This is a genomic window from Pseudorhizobium marinum, assembly GCF_000705355.1.
GTDB classification, from domain to species: Bacteria; Pseudomonadota; Alphaproteobacteria; order Rhizobiales; family Rhizobiaceae; genus Neorhizobium; species Neorhizobium pelagicum.
In genome coordinates, this window is sequence record NZ_JMQK01000003.1 from 1 (window position 1) to 16975 (window position 16975).

Annotated in this window: 18 protein-coding genes and 1 tRNA gene; 8 read left to right on the forward strand and 11 right to left on the reverse strand. The window is 65.3% G+C overall.

Annotated features, from left to right (window positions below):
- The first annotated feature begins 168 nt into the window (after positions 1-168).
- The 3 genes from EO99_RS0103975 (at position 169) to EO99_RS0103985 (ending at position 1663) form a co-directional block, all read left to right on the forward strand.
- Positions 169-591 (forward strand): hypothetical protein, encoded by a 423-nt coding sequence (locus EO99_RS0103975; protein ID WP_029617348.1) that lies wholly within the window; start codon positions 169-171, stop codon positions 589-591.
- 4 nt (positions 592-595) lie between these two features.
- Positions 596-1342, forward strand: a complete 747-nt coding sequence (gene ubiG / locus EO99_RS0103980) for a bifunctional 2-polyprenyl-6-hydroxyphenol methylase/3-demethylubiquinol 3-O-methyltransferase UbiG (RefSeq protein WP_029617349.1) — start codon at positions 596-598, stop codon at positions 1340-1342.
- 63 nt (positions 1343-1405) lie between these two features.
- Positions 1406-1663 carry a ribbon-helix-helix domain-containing protein gene (locus EO99_RS0103985; protein WP_029617350.1) on the forward strand — a complete coding sequence of 86 codons (258 nt, stop codon included), beginning with the start codon at positions 1406-1408 and terminating at the stop codon, positions 1661-1663.
- 4 nt (positions 1664-1667) lie between these two features.
- Here the strand turns inward: EO99_RS0103985 and EO99_RS0103990 are convergent, their stop codons facing one another.
- Genes EO99_RS0103990 through EO99_RS0104005 form a run of 4 tightly spaced genes read right to left on the reverse strand, consistent with a single transcriptional unit; the run spans position 1668 to position 4048 of the window.
- On the reverse strand, positions 1668-2096 hold the full coding sequence (locus EO99_RS0103990; RefSeq protein WP_029617351.1) for a DUF1178 family protein: 429 nt from the start codon (positions 2094-2096) through the stop codon (positions 1668-1670).
- On the reverse strand, positions 2093-2947 hold the full coding sequence (locus EO99_RS0103995; protein ID WP_029617352.1) for a carbon-nitrogen hydrolase family protein: 855 nt from the start codon (positions 2945-2947) through the stop codon (positions 2093-2095). Before EO99_RS0103995 ends, EO99_RS0103990 begins: the two co-directional genes overlap by 4 nt.
- Before the next feature lie 13 nt (positions 2948-2960).
- Positions 2961-3218, reverse strand: coding sequence for a glutaredoxin 3 (grxC, locus tag EO99_RS0104000; protein WP_029617353.1), 258 nt, complete (start codon positions 3216-3218; stop codon positions 2961-2963).
- 56 nt (positions 3219-3274) lie between these two features.
- Complete coding sequence (locus tag EO99_RS0104005) at positions 3275-4048, reverse strand: ComF family protein (protein ID WP_029617354.1); 774 nt, start codon at positions 4046-4048, stop codon at positions 3275-3277.
- Between the two features lie 61 nt (positions 4049-4109).
- Here EO99_RS0104005 and EO99_RS0104010 point away from each other — a divergent pair, with 61 nt between their 5' ends.
- Positions 4110-5006, forward strand: a complete 897-nt coding sequence (locus tag EO99_RS0104010) for a methyltransferase domain-containing protein (protein WP_029617355.1) — start codon at positions 4110-4112, stop codon at positions 5004-5006.
- Here the strand turns inward: EO99_RS0104010 and EO99_RS26575 are convergent.
- The 6 genes from EO99_RS26575 to EO99_RS0104040 form a co-directional block, all read right to left on the reverse strand.
- The gene (locus EO99_RS26575) at positions 4996-5169 is read right to left on the reverse strand and encodes a Flp family type IVb pilin (protein WP_077067031.1); all 174 of its coding nucleotides are present in this window, start codon (positions 5167-5169) and stop codon (positions 4996-4998) included. The genes EO99_RS0104010 and EO99_RS26575 overlap by 11 nt on opposite strands.
- A 35-nt stretch (positions 5170-5204) precedes the next feature.
- Positions 5205-5522: a hypothetical protein gene (locus tag EO99_RS0104020; protein WP_029617356.1), complete on the reverse strand. Its 318-nt coding sequence runs from the start codon at positions 5520-5522 to the stop codon at positions 5205-5207.
- 104 nt (positions 5523-5626) lie between these two features.
- Positions 5627-6040 (reverse strand): 8-oxo-dGTP diphosphatase MutT, encoded by a 414-nt coding sequence (gene mutT / locus EO99_RS0104025; RefSeq protein WP_029617357.1) that lies wholly within the window; start codon positions 6038-6040, stop codon positions 5627-5629.
- On the reverse strand, positions 6037-6813 hold the full coding sequence (locus tag EO99_RS0104030; RefSeq protein ID WP_029617358.1) for a GNAT family N-acetyltransferase: 777 nt from the start codon (positions 6811-6813) through the stop codon (positions 6037-6039). The genes mutT and EO99_RS0104030 overlap by 4 nt, the downstream gene beginning before the upstream one ends.
- A gap of 7 nt (positions 6814-6820) precedes the next feature.
- Entirely contained in the window at positions 6821-8062 is a 1242-nt protein-coding gene (gene argJ, locus EO99_RS0104035) for a bifunctional glutamate N-acetyltransferase/amino-acid acetyltransferase ArgJ (RefSeq protein ID WP_029617359.1), read from the reverse strand.
- 80 nt (positions 8063-8142) lie between these two features.
- A complete protein-coding gene (locus tag EO99_RS0104040) occupies positions 8143-8988 on the reverse strand; it encodes a peptidylprolyl isomerase (protein ID WP_029617360.1) in 846 nt (281 codons plus the stop codon).
- A 247-nt stretch (positions 8989-9235) separates the two neighbouring features.
- On the opposite strand from EO99_RS0104040, the gene secA reads away from it, so the two are divergent.
- The 3 genes from secA (at position 9236) to EO99_RS0104055 (ending at position 14839) form a co-directional block, all read left to right on the forward strand.
- Positions 9236-11956 (forward strand): preprotein translocase subunit SecA, encoded by a 2721-nt coding sequence (gene secA / locus EO99_RS0104045; RefSeq protein ID WP_029617361.1) that lies wholly within the window; start codon positions 9236-9238, stop codon positions 11954-11956.
- A gap of 184 nt (positions 11957-12140) precedes the next feature.
- The gene (locus EO99_RS0104050; RefSeq protein WP_037111090.1) at positions 12141-13553 is read left to right on the forward strand and encodes a lipopolysaccharide biosynthesis protein; all 1413 of its coding nucleotides are present in this window, start codon (positions 12141-12143) and stop codon (positions 13551-13553) included.
- A gap of 2 nt (positions 13554-13555) precedes the next feature.
- Complete coding sequence (locus EO99_RS0104055) at positions 13556-14839, forward strand: GNAT family N-acetyltransferase (RefSeq protein ID WP_029617363.1); 1284 nt, start codon at positions 13556-13558, stop codon at positions 14837-14839.
- A 22-nt stretch (positions 14840-14861) separates the two neighbouring features.
- On the opposite strand, the gene EO99_RS0104060 is transcribed toward EO99_RS0104055, so the two are convergent.
- Positions 14862-16496 carry an AMP-binding protein gene (locus tag EO99_RS0104060; protein WP_029617364.1) on the reverse strand — a complete coding sequence of 545 codons (1635 nt, stop codon included), beginning with the start codon at positions 16494-16496 and terminating at the stop codon, positions 14862-14864.
- A 296-nt stretch (positions 16497-16792) separates the two neighbouring features.
- Between EO99_RS0104060 and EO99_RS0104065 the strand changes: the two genes are divergently transcribed.
- Positions 16793-16877: transfer RNA gene (locus EO99_RS0104065), tRNA-Leu, on the forward strand.
- The last annotated feature ends 98 nt before the right edge of the window (positions 16878-16975 follow it).

Sequence of the window (16975 nt, forward strand, 5' to 3'; positions counted from 1 at the left end):
GGCACACGACGTGTCCCGGCCGAACTGAAAAGATCGAGATCGCCAGGGGAGGAGTCCGTCTGGCGAAAATGCACAGCGATGGCGTGACGCAGGAGCAGCTGATCAATCAGGATTACAAGGAGGCAGGGCTTGCGCGGCGAACCACGGTACGGGACAAGGAGAACGGGAATGGCATCGGAATACGAGCTGCTGCGGACGCAGCACCACGAACTGCTACATCGCAGTGTCGCAACGAAGGTGGGGGCGCCCTTCATTCTCTGCGGCATCCGCAAGTGTCGTCGCGACAAGGCCTGCACCGGTCCGATGCAGCCAAGTCGTCACACGCGAGGTGCCGTTCAGGCACAGCAACTGCTTGGAATGTCCGGAAACGCCTGCGCACGATTGCCCACTTGTATTGCCGCCCAGGAGGACGACAACTATGCCGTCTACCAAACCCACGCCAGACAGGAACTCGAAGCTGCGCGTTTAAGGAAAACGTCAGAAAAGCAGCTCAGGCAGCTTGCCAGCCGGCCCTGGCCGTCCGCTGCGGCAACCAGCCTCTTGACTTCGAGCCCCTGTCATCCGACTTCAAATGCCAAGAAGAAGGGATGATCCAATGACCGACGCAGCCAAGACAACCATCGACCAGAGCGAGGTCGACCGTTTCTCCGCCATGGCCGCGGAATGGTGGGATCCGACCGGCAAGTTCAAGCCGCTTCACAAGTTCAATCCGGTGCGGCTTGCCTATATCCGCGACCGCGTCTCCGAGAACTTCGGCCGCAACGCCCGGGATCACCTGCCGCTTACCGGCCTGCGTGTCCTCGACATCGGCTGCGGCGGCGGCCTGCTCTCCGAACCCATGGCCCGCATGGGCGCCACCGTTGTGGGCGCCGACCCGTCCGAAAAGAACATCCGGATTGCGCAGACCCATGCGGCCGAAACCGGCGCCACCGTCGATTACCGCGCAGTCACCGCCGAGCATCTGGCAGACGCCGGCGAGATGTTCGACGTCATCCTCAACATGGAGGTGGTCGAGCACGTGGCGGACGTCGAATTCTTCATGCGCACCTGCGCCGCCATGGTGAAGCCCGGTGGCCTGATGTTCGTCGCCACCATCAACCGCACGCTGAAGGCACGCGCTCTGGCCATCTTCGCCGCCGAGAACATCCTGCGCTGGCTGCCGAAGGGCACCCACCAGTACGAGAAGCTCGTCCAGCCGCAGGAGATCGAGGCGCCCCTCACGGCCGGCGGCATGGAGATCATCCACCGCACCGGCGTCTTCTTCAACCCGCTCCAGGACCGCTGGAACCTCTCGCCCGACATGGACGTCAACTACATGATGCTGGCGAAGAAGCACGGCTGAACGGCCGCTTTTGCGGCAGGCGATGGCTGTGGTAAACTGGCCCCATAGTTGGGAACGGAAATCATGTCGGAAGCCGTAAAAATCACAGTGACGCTGGAGCCGGACATCGAGGATTTCGTCCGCGACGAGGTGGAGCGCGGATCCTTCGCCTCACCGAGCGACTACGTCGAAGACCTGATCCGCAGACGCCGGGAACGCGGTCTGGCCCGACAGAAGCTCGATGCCGCACTCCAGAGAGGGATCGACGACATCGAGGCGGGTCGATACCTGCCGATTGACGAAGCTTTCGAGGAGGTTTTTTCGCGGCTGGGCTTGGAGTGAGCCGCTAGTTCGCGTCGTCCGGCAGCACCGGCAGCGGCGCCACCTCGATGCCTTCGTCGACCAGCGCGCGCACCTCTTCGACACTCGCCTTGCCGATGATGCCGCGGGCATTCGCCTCGCCATAGTGGATCTTGCGGGCTTCCTCGGGAAACTTCTCGCCGACATCCTCGGCATTGGCCTTGATGGCGGTGACCGCCTCGCGCAGCTTCGCCATCACCTGCTTCTGCGCCATGTCCATGGCAACCGCCCGCTTCTCGTCCTTGCGGCGCGCCGTCGAGACCGACGGCGCCATCAGCGACTTCGAGATCGCCGCGGAGTTGCAGGTCGGGCACGTCAGGAAGCCGGTCGCGACCTGCCGGTCGAAATCGGCGCTTTCCGAAAACCAGCCTTCGAAGGCATGGCCGTTGTCGCAGACGAGGGAATAGCGGATCAAGCGGGTACCCCTTCCGCCTCCGCCGCCACGGTTTCGAGCGTGAAGTCGCGGGCGTTCTTGAGATTGGGGATCTTGGCCCGGGCAGCCTTGACCTGATCGACATCGATCTCGGCCAGCACCACGGCCTCGCCACTGCCGCCGGCCGATGCCAGCACCTTGCCCCAGGGGTCGATGATCATCGAGTGTCCGAAGGTCTCGCGGGTGTCCTCGTGGACGCCGGCCTGGGCCGCCGCGATGAGGAAGGCGCCGTTCTCGATGGCGCGGGCCCGCAGCAGGACCTCCCAGTGCGCCTCGCCGGTCTGGCGGGTGAAGGCGGCCGGAACCGTCAGCACTTGCGCACCCGCAACCGCCTCCGCCCGAAACAGCGCCGGGAAGCGGACGTCGTAGCAGATCGCAAAGCCGAGCTTGGCAAAGGGTAACTCGGCGACCCGCGCCGTCTCGCCGGGGCTATAGGCGGCGCTTTCGCGCCAGCTCTCGCCATTGTCGAGATCGACGTCGAACATGTGGATCTTGTCATAGGTGCAGATACGGCTGCCATTGGGGCCGAACAGGAAGCCCCGGTTGGCGATCTTGCCATCGTCGAGCGCAATCGCGGTCGAGCCGACATGCACATGGATGCCAAGGTCCTGCGCCAGGCTCCGGGCGGTGGCGACGATGATATCGTCCGACTCGTCCCTCAGCACCGCCCTCAGCCCCGCGCGGTCCTTCTGCACGGCTCCGGTCATCTCCGGCGTCTGGACATAGACCGCGCCTTGGCTTGCCGCCTCGCGGACGAGACGCACCATGTCGGCCGCGTTCTTCTGCGGGTCGACACCGGAGCACATCTGGATGGCAGCAGCCTTGAACGCCATGTCGGTCGGTCCCTTAGTTGGCGAGCATCGGATCGAGCTTGCCGGCCCGGTCGAGCGCGTGCAGCTCGTCGCAGCCGCCGACGTGTTCGCCGTTGATGAAGATCTGCGGGAAGGTCGAGCGACCGTTGGCCTTGTCGATCATCTCCTGGCGCAATTCCTGCGAAAAGCTTGCGTCATGCTCGGTAAAGTCGACGCCCTTGGACGACAGGAGGGACTTCGCCCGGGAGCAATATCCGCAGCCCTGACGGGTATAGATGGTAACATCTGCCATGAATTCTCTCCGCGCACGGCTTAGGGAAAATGCCGTGGAAACATTGTCTTCTGCCTTCATATAGGCCCGGCCACCGCCATTGCAAAGGTCAAAACCGTGACCTCCGCTGCGCCCGCCCTGCGCAGGGCGCGGCATGCGGAGGAGACGGTTGCGCCCGTCGTGTAGACGTCGTCGACGAGCACGATGTGCCGGCCGGCGACGTCGGTCTCGCGTCCGGCCACGACCCGGAAGGCGGCCCGCACGTTGTCTTCCCGACCCCGCGCCGTCAGTCCCACCTGCCGCGCGGTATTCTTCACCCGCACCAGCGTCCGCGGCAGGAAAGGCCTGCCTGACAGCCGCGACAGGTGCCGGGCAAGCTCGGCCGACTGGTTGAACTTGCGGCTGGCGAACCGCCGGCGATGCAGCGGCACCGGCACGATGGCGTCGCATCGGGCAACCAGACCCTCGGAGGCGCGCAGCATCCAGAGCGCCATCATCGGCGCCAGATCCGTCCGGTCCCGGTATTTCAGGCCGTGGACCAGATGGCGCACCGGCCCCTCGTGGATCGCCACGCTCCGCAGGCGATCGAAGACCGGCGGTTCCGCGATCGCTTCCGCCGACACCATGCCCTCGCCGGGATCGATGCTGAACGGCAGGCCGAGGATCTCGCAGTAGGGACGTTCGATGAACGGGATTTCACGCCAGCAGTCTGGGCAGAAGCTTGCATGGCGGCCGGTGAGAACCCCACATGCGGGACAGACCGGCGGATAGACGAGATCGCCGATCCACCGCAGCCAGGCGGGGAACCGCAGCACGGGCTTCGACGCTGTCTCGGTGTCATCTACCGTCATGGATTGACATTAGGTCCGGCGGCGGGCCTTTGCGCAACAGATTCTTGAGGACATGGGCACGATGGAGATACTTTTCGATCAGGCGTTGGCAACGGCCCGGCGCGAACGGGCGATGTCCGCAGGCGATACCGGCGCGGGCTTCCTGCTCGAGATTGCGGCCAGAGAGATCGCCGAGCGGCTGTCCGTCGTCGAACGGCATTTCGACACCGCAGCCGAACTGCACGGCGGCAGCGGCACGACCGCCCGTCAGGTGCTGGAAACCGGCAAGGTCGGCAGCCTGGAGCGCATCGAAACCAGCACCGCCTTCGCGTCGCCCGGCAATCACCTGAGGCTTGCCGCGCTTGACGACGTCCCGCTCGATCCGGCTTCCGTGAACCTCATCGTCTCGCCGCTCTCGCTGCATCTGGTCAACGACATGCCGGGAACGCTGGTGCGTGTCCGCCGGGCCCTGAAGCCGGATGGTCTGTTCATGGCCGCCATCCCGGGCGGCGGGACGCTTGGCGAACTGCGCGACGTGCTCCTGGCAGCCGAGGCGGAAATCACCGGCGGCGCCAGCCCCCGCGTCATCCCCTTCGCCGATGTGCGCGATATCGGCGCCCTGATGCAGCGGGCGGGGTTTGCCCTGCCCGTCATCGACGTCGAAACCTATACCGTCCGCTACGATTCTCTCTTTGCATTGATGCGCGACATCCGCGCCATGGGCATGGCCAATCCGCTGATGGGCCGCAGCCGCACCCCGGTGGGGCGGCGGTTCTTCCTGCGGGCGGCGGAACTCTATGCGGAGCGCTATGCGGATCCCGACGGGCGGATCCGCGCAACCTTCTCGATCATCTACGCCTCAGGCTGGGCGCCGCACGAAAGCCAGCAGCAGCCGCTGAAACCGGGATCGGCGAAGATGCGGCTGGCGGATGCGCTGCGTGTCCCGAAGGACGACGACACCCGCGACCCTAGTCGGTGACGGTGTCCAGTCGCTCCTCGACGGCGCCGAAGACGTTGAGCAGAGCATCGGAGAAGGTGCCGAGACCGGCGATCAGAGCAACGGCGATCAGCGCTGCGATGAGACCGTATTCAATGGCCGTCGCACCCTCGTTCGATTGCGACAGGGACCGGAGGAGACGCATACGATTTCCTTTCGCTGCCTTGCAGGCATCACCGCTCAGCAGCGGCTGCCGACGTCATACGGCTGGATGATGCAGACGGAGCCGGGTGTTTCCTGCAAGACGCTGCGGCGGATCGTGTAGTGTTTGGAATTCGTGCCCGAAGGCGTGATGGAGCCGGTCGTGATGCGGTCGAACTCCTCCTGGACATGCGCCAGGTTTCGGTCATCGCGGTTCTCGGCGAGCATCGGCGTGACGATCAGGGACAGGGCGATCGCCGCCGTTCCGAACAGCAGCGCAATATTGAGGGCACCGGTCCTGCCGGATCTGTACGTGCGCTGGCGGACACGCACGGTCTTCCAGAGTTCATCGTCCATCGCAAAGCCTCGTCACGCAATTACTGCCTTGGTGAAAGACAACGTTAAGACAATTGGATAAACGATCTGTTAACGGCGTTCCAATTCGGGCCGCAGGCGTGACATTAAAGCAAGTCCTGCAGGAACGGGATCAGGGGCTCGTCGGCCGGCGGCATCGGATAGGAGCGCAGGTCGCGGCTGCGCACCCATTTGATCGCCTGGCCCTCGCGCCCGACGGGAATACCCTCGTAGCGCCGGCAGATGTAGAGCGGCATCAGCAGGTGGAAGCTCTCATAGGTGTGGCTCGCGAAGGTCAGCGGCGCGAGGCACGGGATCTTCGTGACGATGCCGAGCTCTTCCTCCAGCTCGCGGACCAGCGTTTCCTCCGGCGTCTCGCCGGCCTCCACCTTGCCACCCGGGAACTCCCAGAGACCGGCGAGGCTCTTGCCCTCGGGACGCTGCGCCAGCAGGATGCGCCCGTCCGTATCGACGAGCGCGCAGGCCGCCACCAGGAGCAGGCGCCGGGGTTCCACCGTCATCGCTGCGCCTCGCGCCAGTAGTGATACTCGTAGGCCTCACGGAAGCCGAACTTGCGGTAGAGCGCCAGCGCCGGCGCATTGCTGTCGAGCACCTGCAGCCAGGCGGCGCGGGCACCGCTGATGCGCGCCCACCGCAGCGCCGAGGTCAGGATCTCGACGCCCAGTCCCCGCTGGCGAAAGGCTGCGGCAACGGCCAGTTCCATCACGCCCGCGAGATCGTTGTCCTGGACGCACAGAGCCACGGCCACGGGGCCATGCGGCGGCTCCTCGATGACGAACAGCCCGCTCGCCGGCTTGATGGCGCTCAGCACCTCCGCCAGCGCCGGCTTCAGCCCCGCATCCTCGCCGGTGACGGAGAGACTGGCATCGACGAAGCGGCCGATGTCGTGGCTGGGCAGGTGGTCGATGGTATCCGGCAGCGTCAGGCGCCCGAGTTCCGTGGTCATCACCTTCACCGTCTCGAACCGCTCCCAGCCTTCTGCGGCGAGATGCTCGATCAGTTGCGGTGACGCAAGCGGCGTCTGCCGCAGCAGCAGCGGACGGCCATAGGACTGGAAGCGCTTGCGGGCCTTCTCCAGCCGCAGATCCATGTCGCGGCAGTCCGAAGGGTCGAGCGGCACCACGCAGTTGAGCCGCTTCGAGGGATGCCCGCCGGCAAGCCTCACCTGCCAGCTGCCGTCGTAGATGACGGTCGCAGCCGGCCAGGCGCGGAAGCCGACGGCTTCCAGGCGCCGGACGAGCGGCAGATTGCTGGCGGGGGACGTTGCCTGCATCTTCACCTCAGCTCCGATAGTCGCCGTTGATGGCGACATATTCCTTGGTCAGATCGCAGGTCCACACGGTGGCCGAACCGTCCCCTAGCCCGAGATCGACCCGGACCGGAATGTCTTCCTGCTGCATCACGGCGGTCGCGGCAGCCTCCGAATAATGCGGATCCCGCTCCCCGTCGACGGCCACGCGCACGTCGCCGAACCAGATCGCCAGCCGGTCGCGGTCGGCCATCTCGCCGGCCTTGCCGACGGCCATGACGATGCGGCCCCAGTTGGCGTCTTCGCCGGCCACCGCCGTCTTCACCAGCGGCGAATTGGCAATCGAGAGCGCGATGCGCTTGGCCGCCTGATCGGTTTCGGCGCCGGTCACGGTGATCTCCACCATCTTGCGGGCGCCTTCGCCGTCCCGGACCACCTGCAGCGCAAGATCCTTGAGAAGGTCGTTCAGCGCGGCACGAAAGCCGGCAAGCCGCGGGTCGTCGGCGGACGTCACCTTGTTCTGCCCGTCGGCGGCGGCCGCACCGGTCGCAAACAGCATCAGCGTGTCGGAGGTCGAGGTGTCGCTGTCGACGGTCATCGAATTGAAGGTAGGCTCGACGCCGGCCGACAGGAGCGCCTGCAGCACGGCGGCGTCGATATCCGCGTCCGTCACCACGAAGGAAAGCATGGTCGCCATGTCGGGCGCGATCATGCCGGCGCCCTTGGCGATGCCGTTGATGGTGACCGGCACGCCGCCGATCTCGGCGGAGCGCGTGGCGACCTTCGGATAGGTATCGGTGGTCATGATGGCCTTGGCGGCCTCGAGCCAGAAGTCCGGCTGCGCGTCAGTGTGCATGTCGCCGAGTACGCCGGCAAACTTTGTTGCGTCGAGCGGCTCGCCGATGACGCCGGTGGAAGCCAGATAGACCTGCGCCTCCGAGCAACCCACGGCAGCGGCCGCCGATTGCGCCGTCAGCTGCGTCGCGGCCCGGCCCTTGGCGCCGGTAAAGGCGTTCGCATTGCCGGAGTTGACGACGACGGCCCGCGCCTCGCCCCGCGGCAGGTTGCCGCGACAGAAGTCGACGGGGGCGGAGGGGCATTTGGAGCGGGTGAAGACGCCGGCCACGGCAGCCGGCTGGTCGAAGACCATCAGCAGCACATCCGTCCGGTTCTTGTACTTGATGCCGGCCGCGGCAGTGGCCATGCGGACACCGCGCAGTGCCGGCATCTCGGGATAGGACTTGGGAGCGAGGGGCGAAACGGAAGTGGACATGAGACAACCCGGACCGACAGATTTCCTAGAATAGCCAAAGGGCCCGCGAACGGCGGGCCCTTTGCTGAAGCGCGTCTGGCTCAGAGAGCCTTGTTCACGTCCTCATAGCCCTTGCGCAGGGCTTCGTCCATGATCTCGACCTTCTGCTCGGTCTTGGCTTCCGCGATGAGCGCGAGATACTTGTCGCGCATCACCAGCTGGCGGATCTGCGGCTCGACCTGCTCGAAGGCCGGCGGCTGAACGTCGCGACGATCTTCGAGCTTGATGACGTGGAAACCGAACTGCGACTGGACCGGCGTCTTGGTGTAGGCGCCCTTTTCCAGTGCGAAGGCTGCTTCCTCGAACTCGGGAACCATGCGGCCCTTGGCAAACCAGCCGAGGTCGCCGCCGTCAGACTTGTTGGAGTCCTCCGAGGTCGTCTTGGCAAGTTCGGCGAAGTCCTTGCCGGCGTCGAGTTCCGCGATGACCGCCTTGGCCTCTTCCTCGGTCTTCACCAGGATGTGGCGGGCATTGACCTCTTCCTGCTTGGGAAGAGCCGCGATTTCCTTCTCGTAGCGCGCCTTGACCTCGTCCTCGGTCACGGCATCCACCACATGGGTGCGGAAATAGGAATTGTGCAGCTCGCGATCGGTGATGTAGCTCATCCGCTTCTTGAAGTCTTCGGTATCGCGGATACCTTCGTTGACGGCACCCTGGGCCAGAAGCTTCACGTCGATGGCACCGGAGAGCGCGGCAACGCGCTTCTGTTCATCGGGAAGCTGCTGCAGCTGCGGATCAAGGTTGGCAATGGCAAGATCGAGCTCGGACTGGCGGATCTCCATCTCGCCGACCTTGGCGACAATGGCGTCTTCCTGCGCGAAGGCAGGAGCGCTGAAGGAAACCGCGAGAGCAAGCGCAGCCGAAGCGAGGAATTTGTGGCGCAACATCAAGTCACCTTTCGAGATTGGACACCGGTCTCAGAAGCGCCTGAAACCGGCCGGAATGCCTTCACAAACATCGGAATGTGGCCTTTGTGTATCGGCCGTCACCGTTGACATCATTCGACCCCCCTCTTATCTGTCACGCAACTTTGCGTCCAGAAGAGTTTCCGGGCGCGGCGGGCATTCGTCGGGACTGAAAAACCGGCCTGCAGCTTCGCAATCTTAGTAAAGATCTTGGGAAAGGACCATTCTGATGGTCAACTTTGGCGGATTGGCCCGCAAACTGTTCGGCTCTGCAAACGAGCGCCGTGTTCGCTCCTACAAATCCTCGGTGGAGGCTGTCAATGCCCTCGAGGATCAGATGAAGGCGCTCTCCGATACGGAGCTGGCGGCCAAGACCGCGGAGTTCCGCCAGCAGCTGGCGGCGGGCAAGACGTTGGACGACCTCCTGGTTCCGGCCTTCGCCGTGGTCCGGGAAGCCTCCCGCCGGGTGCTCGGCATGCGCCCCTTCGACGTTCAGCTGACCGGCGCCATGATCCTGAACGACGGATCGATCGCCGAGATGAAGACCGGTGAAGGCAAGACGCTGGTCGCGACGCTTTCGGTCTATCTGAATGCGCTGGCCGGCAAGGGCATTCACGTCGTTACCGTCAACGACTACCTGGCCAGCCGCGATGCCGCCACCATGGGACGCCTCTACGGCTTCCTCGGGCTGTCGACGGGCGTCATCGTCCACGGCATCAGCGACGACGAGCGCCGCGCCGCCTACGCCTGCGACATCACCTACGCGACAAACAACGAACTCGGCTTCGACTATCTGCGCGACAACATGAAGTTCGACCGCGGCCAGATGGTACAGCGCGGCCACAATTACGCGATCGTCGACGAAGTGGACTCCATTCTCGTCGATGAAGCGCGCACGCCGCTGATCATCTCCGGTCCCCTCGACGACCGCTCCGATCTCTACACCACCATCGATGCCTTCATTCCGCTGCTGAGCGAGGAAGACTACGAGATCGACGAGAAGCAGCGCGCCGCAAACTTCTCCGAGGTGGGCACCGAGAAGCTGGAAAACCTGCTGCGCCAGGCCGGCCTCCTGAAGGGCGAAAGCCTCTACGACGTCGAGAACGTCGCCATCGTCCACCACATCAACAACGCGCTGAAAGCCCACAAGCTCTTCACCCGCGACAAGGACTACATCGTCCGCAACGACGAGATCGTCATCATCGACGAGTTCACCGGCCGCATGATGCCGGGCCGCCGCTATTCCGAAGGCCAGCACCAGGCGCTGGAAGCCAAGGAAAAGGTGAAGATCCAGCCGGAAAACCAGACGCTGTCGTCGATCACCTTCCAGAACTACTTCCGCATGTACGACAAGCTTGCCGGCATGACCGGCACGGCGTCGACGGAAGCGGAAGAATTCGGCAACATCTACGGCCTGGAAGTGGTCGAAGTGCCGACCAACCTGCCGATCCAGCGTATCGACGAAGACGACGAGGTCTACCGGACCTTCGAGGAGAAGTTCAAGGCGATCATCGAGGAGATCAAGGCCGCGCACGAACGCGACCAGCCGGTTCTTGTCGGCACCACCTCGATCGAGAAGTCCGAGCTTCTGGCGACCATGCTGCGCCAGTCGGGCTTTGAACACTTCCACGTCCTGAACGCGCGCTACCACGAGCAGGAAGCCTATATCGTCAGCCAGGCCGGCGTTCCCGGCGCCGTCACGATCGCCACCAACATGGCCGGTCGCGGCACCGACATCCAGCTCGGCGGCAACCTCGACATGCGCCTGGAGCGCGATCTCGAGGGCATGGAGCCGGGTCCGGAGCGCGACGCCAAGGAGGCCGTGATCCGCGACGAGATCAAGGTTTTGAAGCAGCGGGCGTTGGCCGCCGGCGGTCTCTACGTGATCGCCACGGAGCGTCACGAAAGCCGCCGCATCGACAACCAGCTGCGTGGCCGTTCCGGTCGCCAGGGCGACCCCGGCCGCTCGAAGTTCTATCTGTCGCTGCAGGACGACCTGATGCGCATCTTCGGCACCGACCGCATGGACGGCATGCTGCAGAAGCTCGGCCTGAAGGAGGGCGAGGCGATCGTCCACCCCTGGATCAACAAGGCTCTGGAACGCGCCCAGAAGAAGGTCGAGGCCCGCAACTTCGACATCCGCAAGAACCTTTTGAAGTACGACGACGTCACCAACGACCAGCGCAAGGTCATCTTCGAACAGCGCATCGAGCTGATGGACGCCGACGCCGCCGGTCTCGAGGAAATCGTGGCCGACATGCGCAACGACGTCATCGAGGTGATGGTCGCCAAGCACATCCCCGAGCGCGCCTATGCCGAGCAGTGGGATGCGGCCGGCCTGAAGACCGACGTCGAGCGCCTCCTCAACCTGAACCTGCCCATCCAGGAGTGGGTCACGGAAGAGGGCATCGGCGAAGAGGACATCCGCGAGCGGATCACGACGGCCGCCGACAAGGCCGCTGCCGACCGCCACGAGCGCTTCGGCGCTGAGGTGATGAACTACGTTCAGCGCTCGGTCGTGCTTCAGACGCTCGACAACCTGTGGCGCGAGCACATCGTCAACCTCGACCACCTGCGCTCCGTCGTCGGTTTCCGCGGCTACGCCCAGCGTGATCCGCTGCAGGAATACAAGTCGGAAGCCTTCGAGCTCTTCCAGGCGCTGCTGGTCAACCTGCGCGAGGCGGTGACGGCCCAGATGATGCGGGTGGAACTGGTGCGCGACGCCTCGCCGCCGCAGCCGCCACAGACCATGGAACCGCATCACATCGACGCCACGACAGGCGACGACGAATTTGCCGGCGGCAATGCGTCCGGCCTGCAGGTGGCACCGGACGACCGCGATCCGACCAACCCGGAAACCTGGGGCCGTGTCGGGCGCAACGAAGCCTGCCCCTGCGGCTCCGGCAAGAAGTACAAGCATTGCCACGGCGCCTTCGAACAGGAAGCGTGAGCCGACGCGCCTGAGATCGCCGAGACTGTCGAGAATGCCGCCTCCGGGCGGCATTCCTCGTTTCGGCACCTTGTGGAAAACGGAGAATGACCGGGCAGACCGGGTGCTTCGAAAGGATTGTTAACCCTGCCGTGGCAAGACTGGCGTCAGCGTTTTTGTTTGATGTGAGTATTGCGTGCCGATCATGGCGATCATCGACACAGCGGAGAGATTCCTGCCGCAGAGGCTGCGCACCCGGCTGACGCCGTGGCGCGACCGGCTGGCGGGAACGCTCGAGAACGACGGAGAAACGGCGCGGGCGCAGGGCCAGGCGCTGACCGCCTTCGCGATCCGCATCGTCAGCGCCGCCATCGCCTTCGTCTCCCAGATCATCCTGGCGCGGCTGATGGGCGAGTTCGAATACGGCATCTTCGCCTTCGTCTGGGTTCTGGTGATCCTCGGCGGCAGTCTCTCCTGCCTCGGCTTCCAGAGTTCTGTCATCCGTTTCCTGCCGCACCACGAGGCGCTCGGCGATCTCGCCGCCGCCCGCGGCCTCAACGTCACGGCCCGCCTCTCCGCCCTGATCTCCGCGACCGTCCTCGCCGCCATCGGCTTCCTGGTCCTGGAGCTCTTTCCGCATCTGTTCGAGACCTACTGGCTGGTGCCGCTGTTTCTGGCGCTCGCCACCCTGCCGATGATTGCGCTCGGCGACGTGCTGGACGGCACGGCACGCGCAAACGGCTGGACGATGACGGCGCTCAGCCCGACCTTCCTCGCCCGTCCCACCCTGATCCTCGTCTTCATGGTGGCGGCCGTATGGATGGGGGCGCCCGACACCGCCGTGACGGCGATGCAGTCGGCACTGGCGGCAACCTACCTCACCACGCTGGTGCAATACGTGCGTCTGCGCCGCCGGCTGCGGCACACCTACGGGCAAGGCAAGCTGCGGCTCGCGCCGGCGGAATGGCTGGCCTATACGCTGCCGATCTTCCTGATCGACGGCATCGGCTTTCTGCTCACCAATGCCGACGTCGTGGTGGTCGGTCTCTACCTGCCGCCCGACCAGGTGGGGATCTATTTCGCCGCCACGAAGATCATCGTGCTGGTCCAGTTCGTCGCCTTCGCCGTGAAGGCTGCCGCCGGGCCGCGCTTCTCCATCCTGCTTGCCACCGACGATCGCGCGGCCCTGGCCGATTTTGCCGGCCAGGCGGCCCGCTGGAGCTTCTGGCCGGCGCTGGTCATCGGCCTGACGCTCCTCCTCCTCGGCCGGCAGCTGCTGGCCCTGTTCGGCGAGGCCTTCACCGAAGGCTATTGGCTGCTGCCGATCCTCTTTGCCGGCATCCTGGCCAAGGCCCTGATCGGCCCCGGCGAGGTGCTGCTCAGCATGGCCGGGCACCAGAAGCTCTGCGTGCTGGTCTATGGCGCCGTGCTGGCTGCCAGCATCCTGCTGAACATCATCCTCATCCCCCGCTATGGCTTGACGGGCGCCGCGATCGCGACCGCGATCGCCATGATGATCGAGACGCTGCTTCTGCATCTGGCCCTGCGACGCACGCTCGGCATCGTGCTGTTTGCGCTCGTGCGTCACCACCCCTCCGCGCATTCCAAGGCTGCATGACGATGGCTCCACCCCCAAACAGCCCTGATTTCGAAGGCCTGCCGGGCGCAGGATGGCCGCAACCGCTCTCGCCCGCGTGGCAGCGCGACCGCCCCGACGCCGACATCCAGATCGCCATCGGCCAGGGAGGCCGGGATCTCTGCCTCTATCCGGCCTCCTTCGGCTACGAGATGCAGCAGGAACTGGAGTTCCTGACCAATCGGGCGATGGAGCCTAACATCTTCTTCAGCGCCGGCCTGCTGGCGCCGGCCATGCCGCGGGTCGAGGACAAGCAGGTCCGTTTCGCGCTGATCCGCGACGAGCACGGGGAACGCAGCCGGATGCGGCTGCTGATGCCCTTCACGGTCGAAAAACCGGGCTTCTCGATCGGCCCGGCGATCATCCGGGTCTGGGCCAATCCCTTCGGCCCGCTCGGTACGCCGCTGGTGGATGCCGAGGGTGCGGCCGAAACGCTCGACAATCTTCTGGAGGCGCTCGTAAAGCCCGAGGCCCGCCTGCCCTCGGTCCTGGTGATCCCCCAGATCCGCGTCAACGGCCGCTTCGCGCAGCTGATGCGCGCCGTTGCGGTGTCTCGCGACCTGCCGGTGACGCTGACCGACACCATGGTGAGGCCGATGCTCGACAGCGCCGAGCCGGCGGAAACCTATCTGAAGGATGCCATTTCCTCCCACCACTACCGCGACCTCGCCCGCCAGTGGCGACAGCTGGCCAAGAAGGGCCGGCTCGAATACGCGGTGGCCCGCCAGCCGGAGGCGGTGCGCCTGAAGATGGAGGAATTCCTGGCGCTCGAGGCGAAGGGCTGGAAGGGCCGCAAGCGCTCGGCCCTGATCAACGACCGCTACCGGTCCGCCTTCGCCCGCGAGGCGATCACAAACCTCGCGGAAATCGATGCCGTGCGCATCCACACCGTCGAGTTCGAGGGCAAGGCGATCGCCTCGATGATCGTCTTCGTGATGGCCGGCGAAGCCTTCACCTGGAAGACCGCCTACGACGAAGATTTTGCACGCTACTCGCCAGGCAAGCTGTTGATGGTGAAGCTGACCGAATGGCACCTGGACGACGCCAACATCCTGCGGTCGGACTCCTGCGCCGTGCCCGACCACTCGATCATGAGCCGGTTCTGGAGAGAGCGGGAGGAGATGGGAACGCTGGTGATCGGGCTTGCCCGCAACAGCGACCGCGACGTGCGCCAGGCCGCCAACCAGCTTCACATGTACAACAGCACCCGCAACATGGCACGCCTGCTGAGGCAGAAGATCCTGTCGATCGCGCGCCGCCCGGAGTAACCGCAGCCGTCAAGGGCGGATCTCACTCCGCCGCTGCGCGCTGCCGCAGCATGCGGCGGATCACCTTGCCGCTGGTGGTCAGCGGCAGGTCGTCGACAAAGGCGATCTCCCGCGGATATTCATGCATCGAAAGCCGGTTCTTCACCCAGTCCCGCAGCTCATCGGCAAGCCCGGGGCCCGGCGCATAGCCGTTGGCCGGCACCACATAGGCTTTGACGATCTCGGTGCGCAGCCGATCCGGCTTGCCCACCACGGCCGCCAGCCGGACGGCCGGATGGCCGCAGAGACAGTCTTCGATCTCGCTCGGCCCGATGCGGTAGCCGGAGGAGGTGATGACGTCGTCGTCGCGGCCGATGAATTCGACATAGCCTTCGTCGTCCATCCGCCCGAGGTCGCCGGTCAAGAGCCAGCCATCGGCAAATTTCGCGGCCGTCGCCTCCGGGTCGTTCCAGTAGCCGAGGAACATCACCGGATCCGGGGATCGGACCGCGATCTGGCCGGTCTCACCCGTCGGCACTTCCGCGCCCGCCGCGTCGACGATCGCCACCCGGTGGCCCGGCACCGCCCGTCCGATGGCACCGGCGCGCGAAATCCCCAGGGCTGCCGAGGAGCCGAGCACGAAATTGCATTCCGTCTGGCCGAAGAGCTCGTTGACGGTGACGCCGAGCGTGTCCCGCGCCCATTCGAAGGTCTCGCGGCCCAGCGCCTCGCCGGCCGAGGCAATTGTCCTGAGGTCGAGCGCATAGCGGTCGCGGGGGGTGCGCACCGATCTCAGGAGCCGGAGCGCCGTCGGCGGGATGAAGGCATTGCGGACCTTCATCTCCGACAGGATGAGGAAGGCCATCTCGGCATCGAACTTCTGCGGCGGCGAGGAGACGACCGGAATGCCGAGCATCAGCGCCGGCAGGAGCACGTTGAGCAGCCCGCCGGCCCAGGCCCAGTCCGACGGCGTCCAGATCCGATCGCCCGGCAGCGGCGCCAGGTCGTGCCCCATCTGGAAGCCCGGGATATGCCCGGCGAGCACCCGGTGGCCGTGCAGCGCCGCCTTCGGCGGGCCGGTGGTGCCGGAGGTGAAGATCATCAGCGCCGGATCGTCGGGCAGGGTTGCGACCACCGGGAACGGCCCGGAGTGCCGGTCGACCAACTGGTCGAAGCCGAGATACCCCGGGGGCGCGGCGCCGTCACCCGTCACGATCACATGCCGGAGCTCCGGCAGCGCCGGAAGGATGGCCCGCAGCCGGCTCAGCCCGAAGGCATTGGTGACGATGGCCGCGGCCCCCGCCGCCTTCAGCCGGTATTCCAGCGCCTCTTCCCCGAAGAGGAGCGCCAGCGGCAGGGCAATCGCGCCCATCTTGTAGATGGCCACATGGGCGGTGACGGTCTCGAACCCCTGCGGCAGCAGGATCGCGATCCGGTCTCCCCGGCCAAGACCGAGTTCGCAAAACCCGCTGGCGAGCGAGGCGGAACGCGCCGAAAGCGCTCCGTAGGTCATGGAAAGGTGCCGCCCGTCGGGGCTGAAATGCTCCAGGCAGATGCGCGAAGGATCGATCGCCGCCCAGGCGTCGCTGACCGCCTCGCCGATGTTGAGAGGCGACGGGATCTGCCATTGGAAATCGCGGACAAGCGCGTCGTAGGATGAGGTCTGGGGCAGCAGCATGGCCTGGTTTCGCGTGGGCGCTCCATCCTCTGCTAGCATCGGCGGATGGGAGCCACAAGGAGTGGCCGCGGCTGCTTCCCGCTCCTTCAGAACCCGCGGGTCATGCAGGGCTGCGTCAATTCAACGCAGCCATGAGCGCCGTTCGACCCCGCAACGGGCAGATCAGTCGGGCTGCGCAAGAAAATTCCAATGCAGAAAGTGACGCCGTCCCACCGGCGCACAAGTCGATGCGTCGGCCGACTTGTGCCTTGCAAGCCAGCGGCACCGCATGGTAGAGCGCTTGCCGTACCGTCCGTGCCCCGTTGGCGGAATTGGTAGACGCGCCTGACTCAAAATCAGGTTCCGAGAGGAGTGCTGGTTCGATTCCGGCACGGGGCACCACGATCATCTCCCTCAGCCAACCCCGTCAGAACCCGCATGGATCACGCCAATGTGGTGGCGCCGCAATCGGAGAGGCGTGCGGCGACGTTTACAGCCGC

Excerpts from the sequence above, each read along its gene's own strand:
- EO99_RS0103975 (WP_029617348.1), top strand. The coding sequence starts at position 169 with ATGGCATCGGAATACGAGCTGCTGCGGACGCAGCACCACGAACTGCTA.
- ubiG (WP_029617349.1), top strand. The coding sequence starts at position 596 with ATGACCGACGCAGCCAAGACAACCATCGACCAGAGCGAGGTCGACCGT.
- EO99_RS0103985 (WP_029617350.1), top strand. The coding sequence starts at position 1,406 with ATGTCGGAAGCCGTAAAAATCACAGTGACGCTGGAGCCGGACATCGAG.
- EO99_RS0103995 (WP_029617352.1), bottom strand. The coding sequence starts at position 2,947 with ATGGCGTTCAAGGCTGCTGCCATCCAGATGTGCTCCGGTGTCGACCCG.
- grxC (WP_029617353.1), bottom strand. The coding sequence starts at position 3,218 with ATGGCAGATGTTACCATCTATACCCGTCAGGGCTGCGGATATTGCTCC.
- EO99_RS0104005 (WP_029617354.1), bottom strand. The coding sequence starts at position 4,048 with ATGACGGTAGATGACACCGAGACAGCGTCGAAGCCCGTGCTGCGGTTC.
- EO99_RS0104010 (WP_029617355.1), top strand. The coding sequence starts at position 4,110 with ATGGAGATACTTTTCGATCAGGCGTTGGCAACGGCCCGGCGCGAACGG.
- EO99_RS26575 (WP_077067031.1), bottom strand. The coding sequence starts at position 5,169 with ATGCGTCTCCTCCGGTCCCTGTCGCAATCGAACGAGGGTGCGACGGCC.
- EO99_RS0104020 (WP_029617356.1), bottom strand. The coding sequence starts at position 5,522 with ATGGACGATGAACTCTGGAAGACCGTGCGTGTCCGCCAGCGCACGTAC.
- mutT (WP_029617357.1), bottom strand. The coding sequence starts at position 6,040 with ATGACGGTGGAACCCCGGCGCCTGCTCCTGGTGGCGGCCTGCGCGCTC.
- EO99_RS0104030 (WP_029617358.1), bottom strand. The coding sequence starts at position 6,813 with ATGCAGGCAACGTCCCCCGCCAGCAATCTGCCGCTCGTCCGGCGCCTG.
- argJ (WP_029617359.1), bottom strand. The coding sequence starts at position 8,062 with ATGTCCACTTCCGTTTCGCCCCTCGCTCCCAAGTCCTATCCCGAGATG.
- EO99_RS0104040 (WP_029617360.1), bottom strand. The coding sequence starts at position 8,988 with ATGTTGCGCCACAAATTCCTCGCTTCGGCTGCGCTTGCTCTCGCGGTT.
- secA (WP_029617361.1), top strand. The coding sequence starts at position 9,236 with ATGGTCAACTTTGGCGGATTGGCCCGCAAACTGTTCGGCTCTGCAAAC.
- EO99_RS0104050 (WP_037111090.1), top strand. The coding sequence starts at position 12,141 with ATGGCGATCATCGACACAGCGGAGAGATTCCTGCCGCAGAGGCTGCGC.
- EO99_RS0104055 (WP_029617363.1), top strand. The coding sequence starts at position 13,556 with ATGGCTCCACCCCCAAACAGCCCTGATTTCGAAGGCCTGCCGGGCGCA.
- EO99_RS0104060 (WP_029617364.1), bottom strand. The coding sequence starts at position 16,496 with ATGCTGCTGCCCCAGACCTCATCCTACGACGCGCTTGTCCGCGATTTC.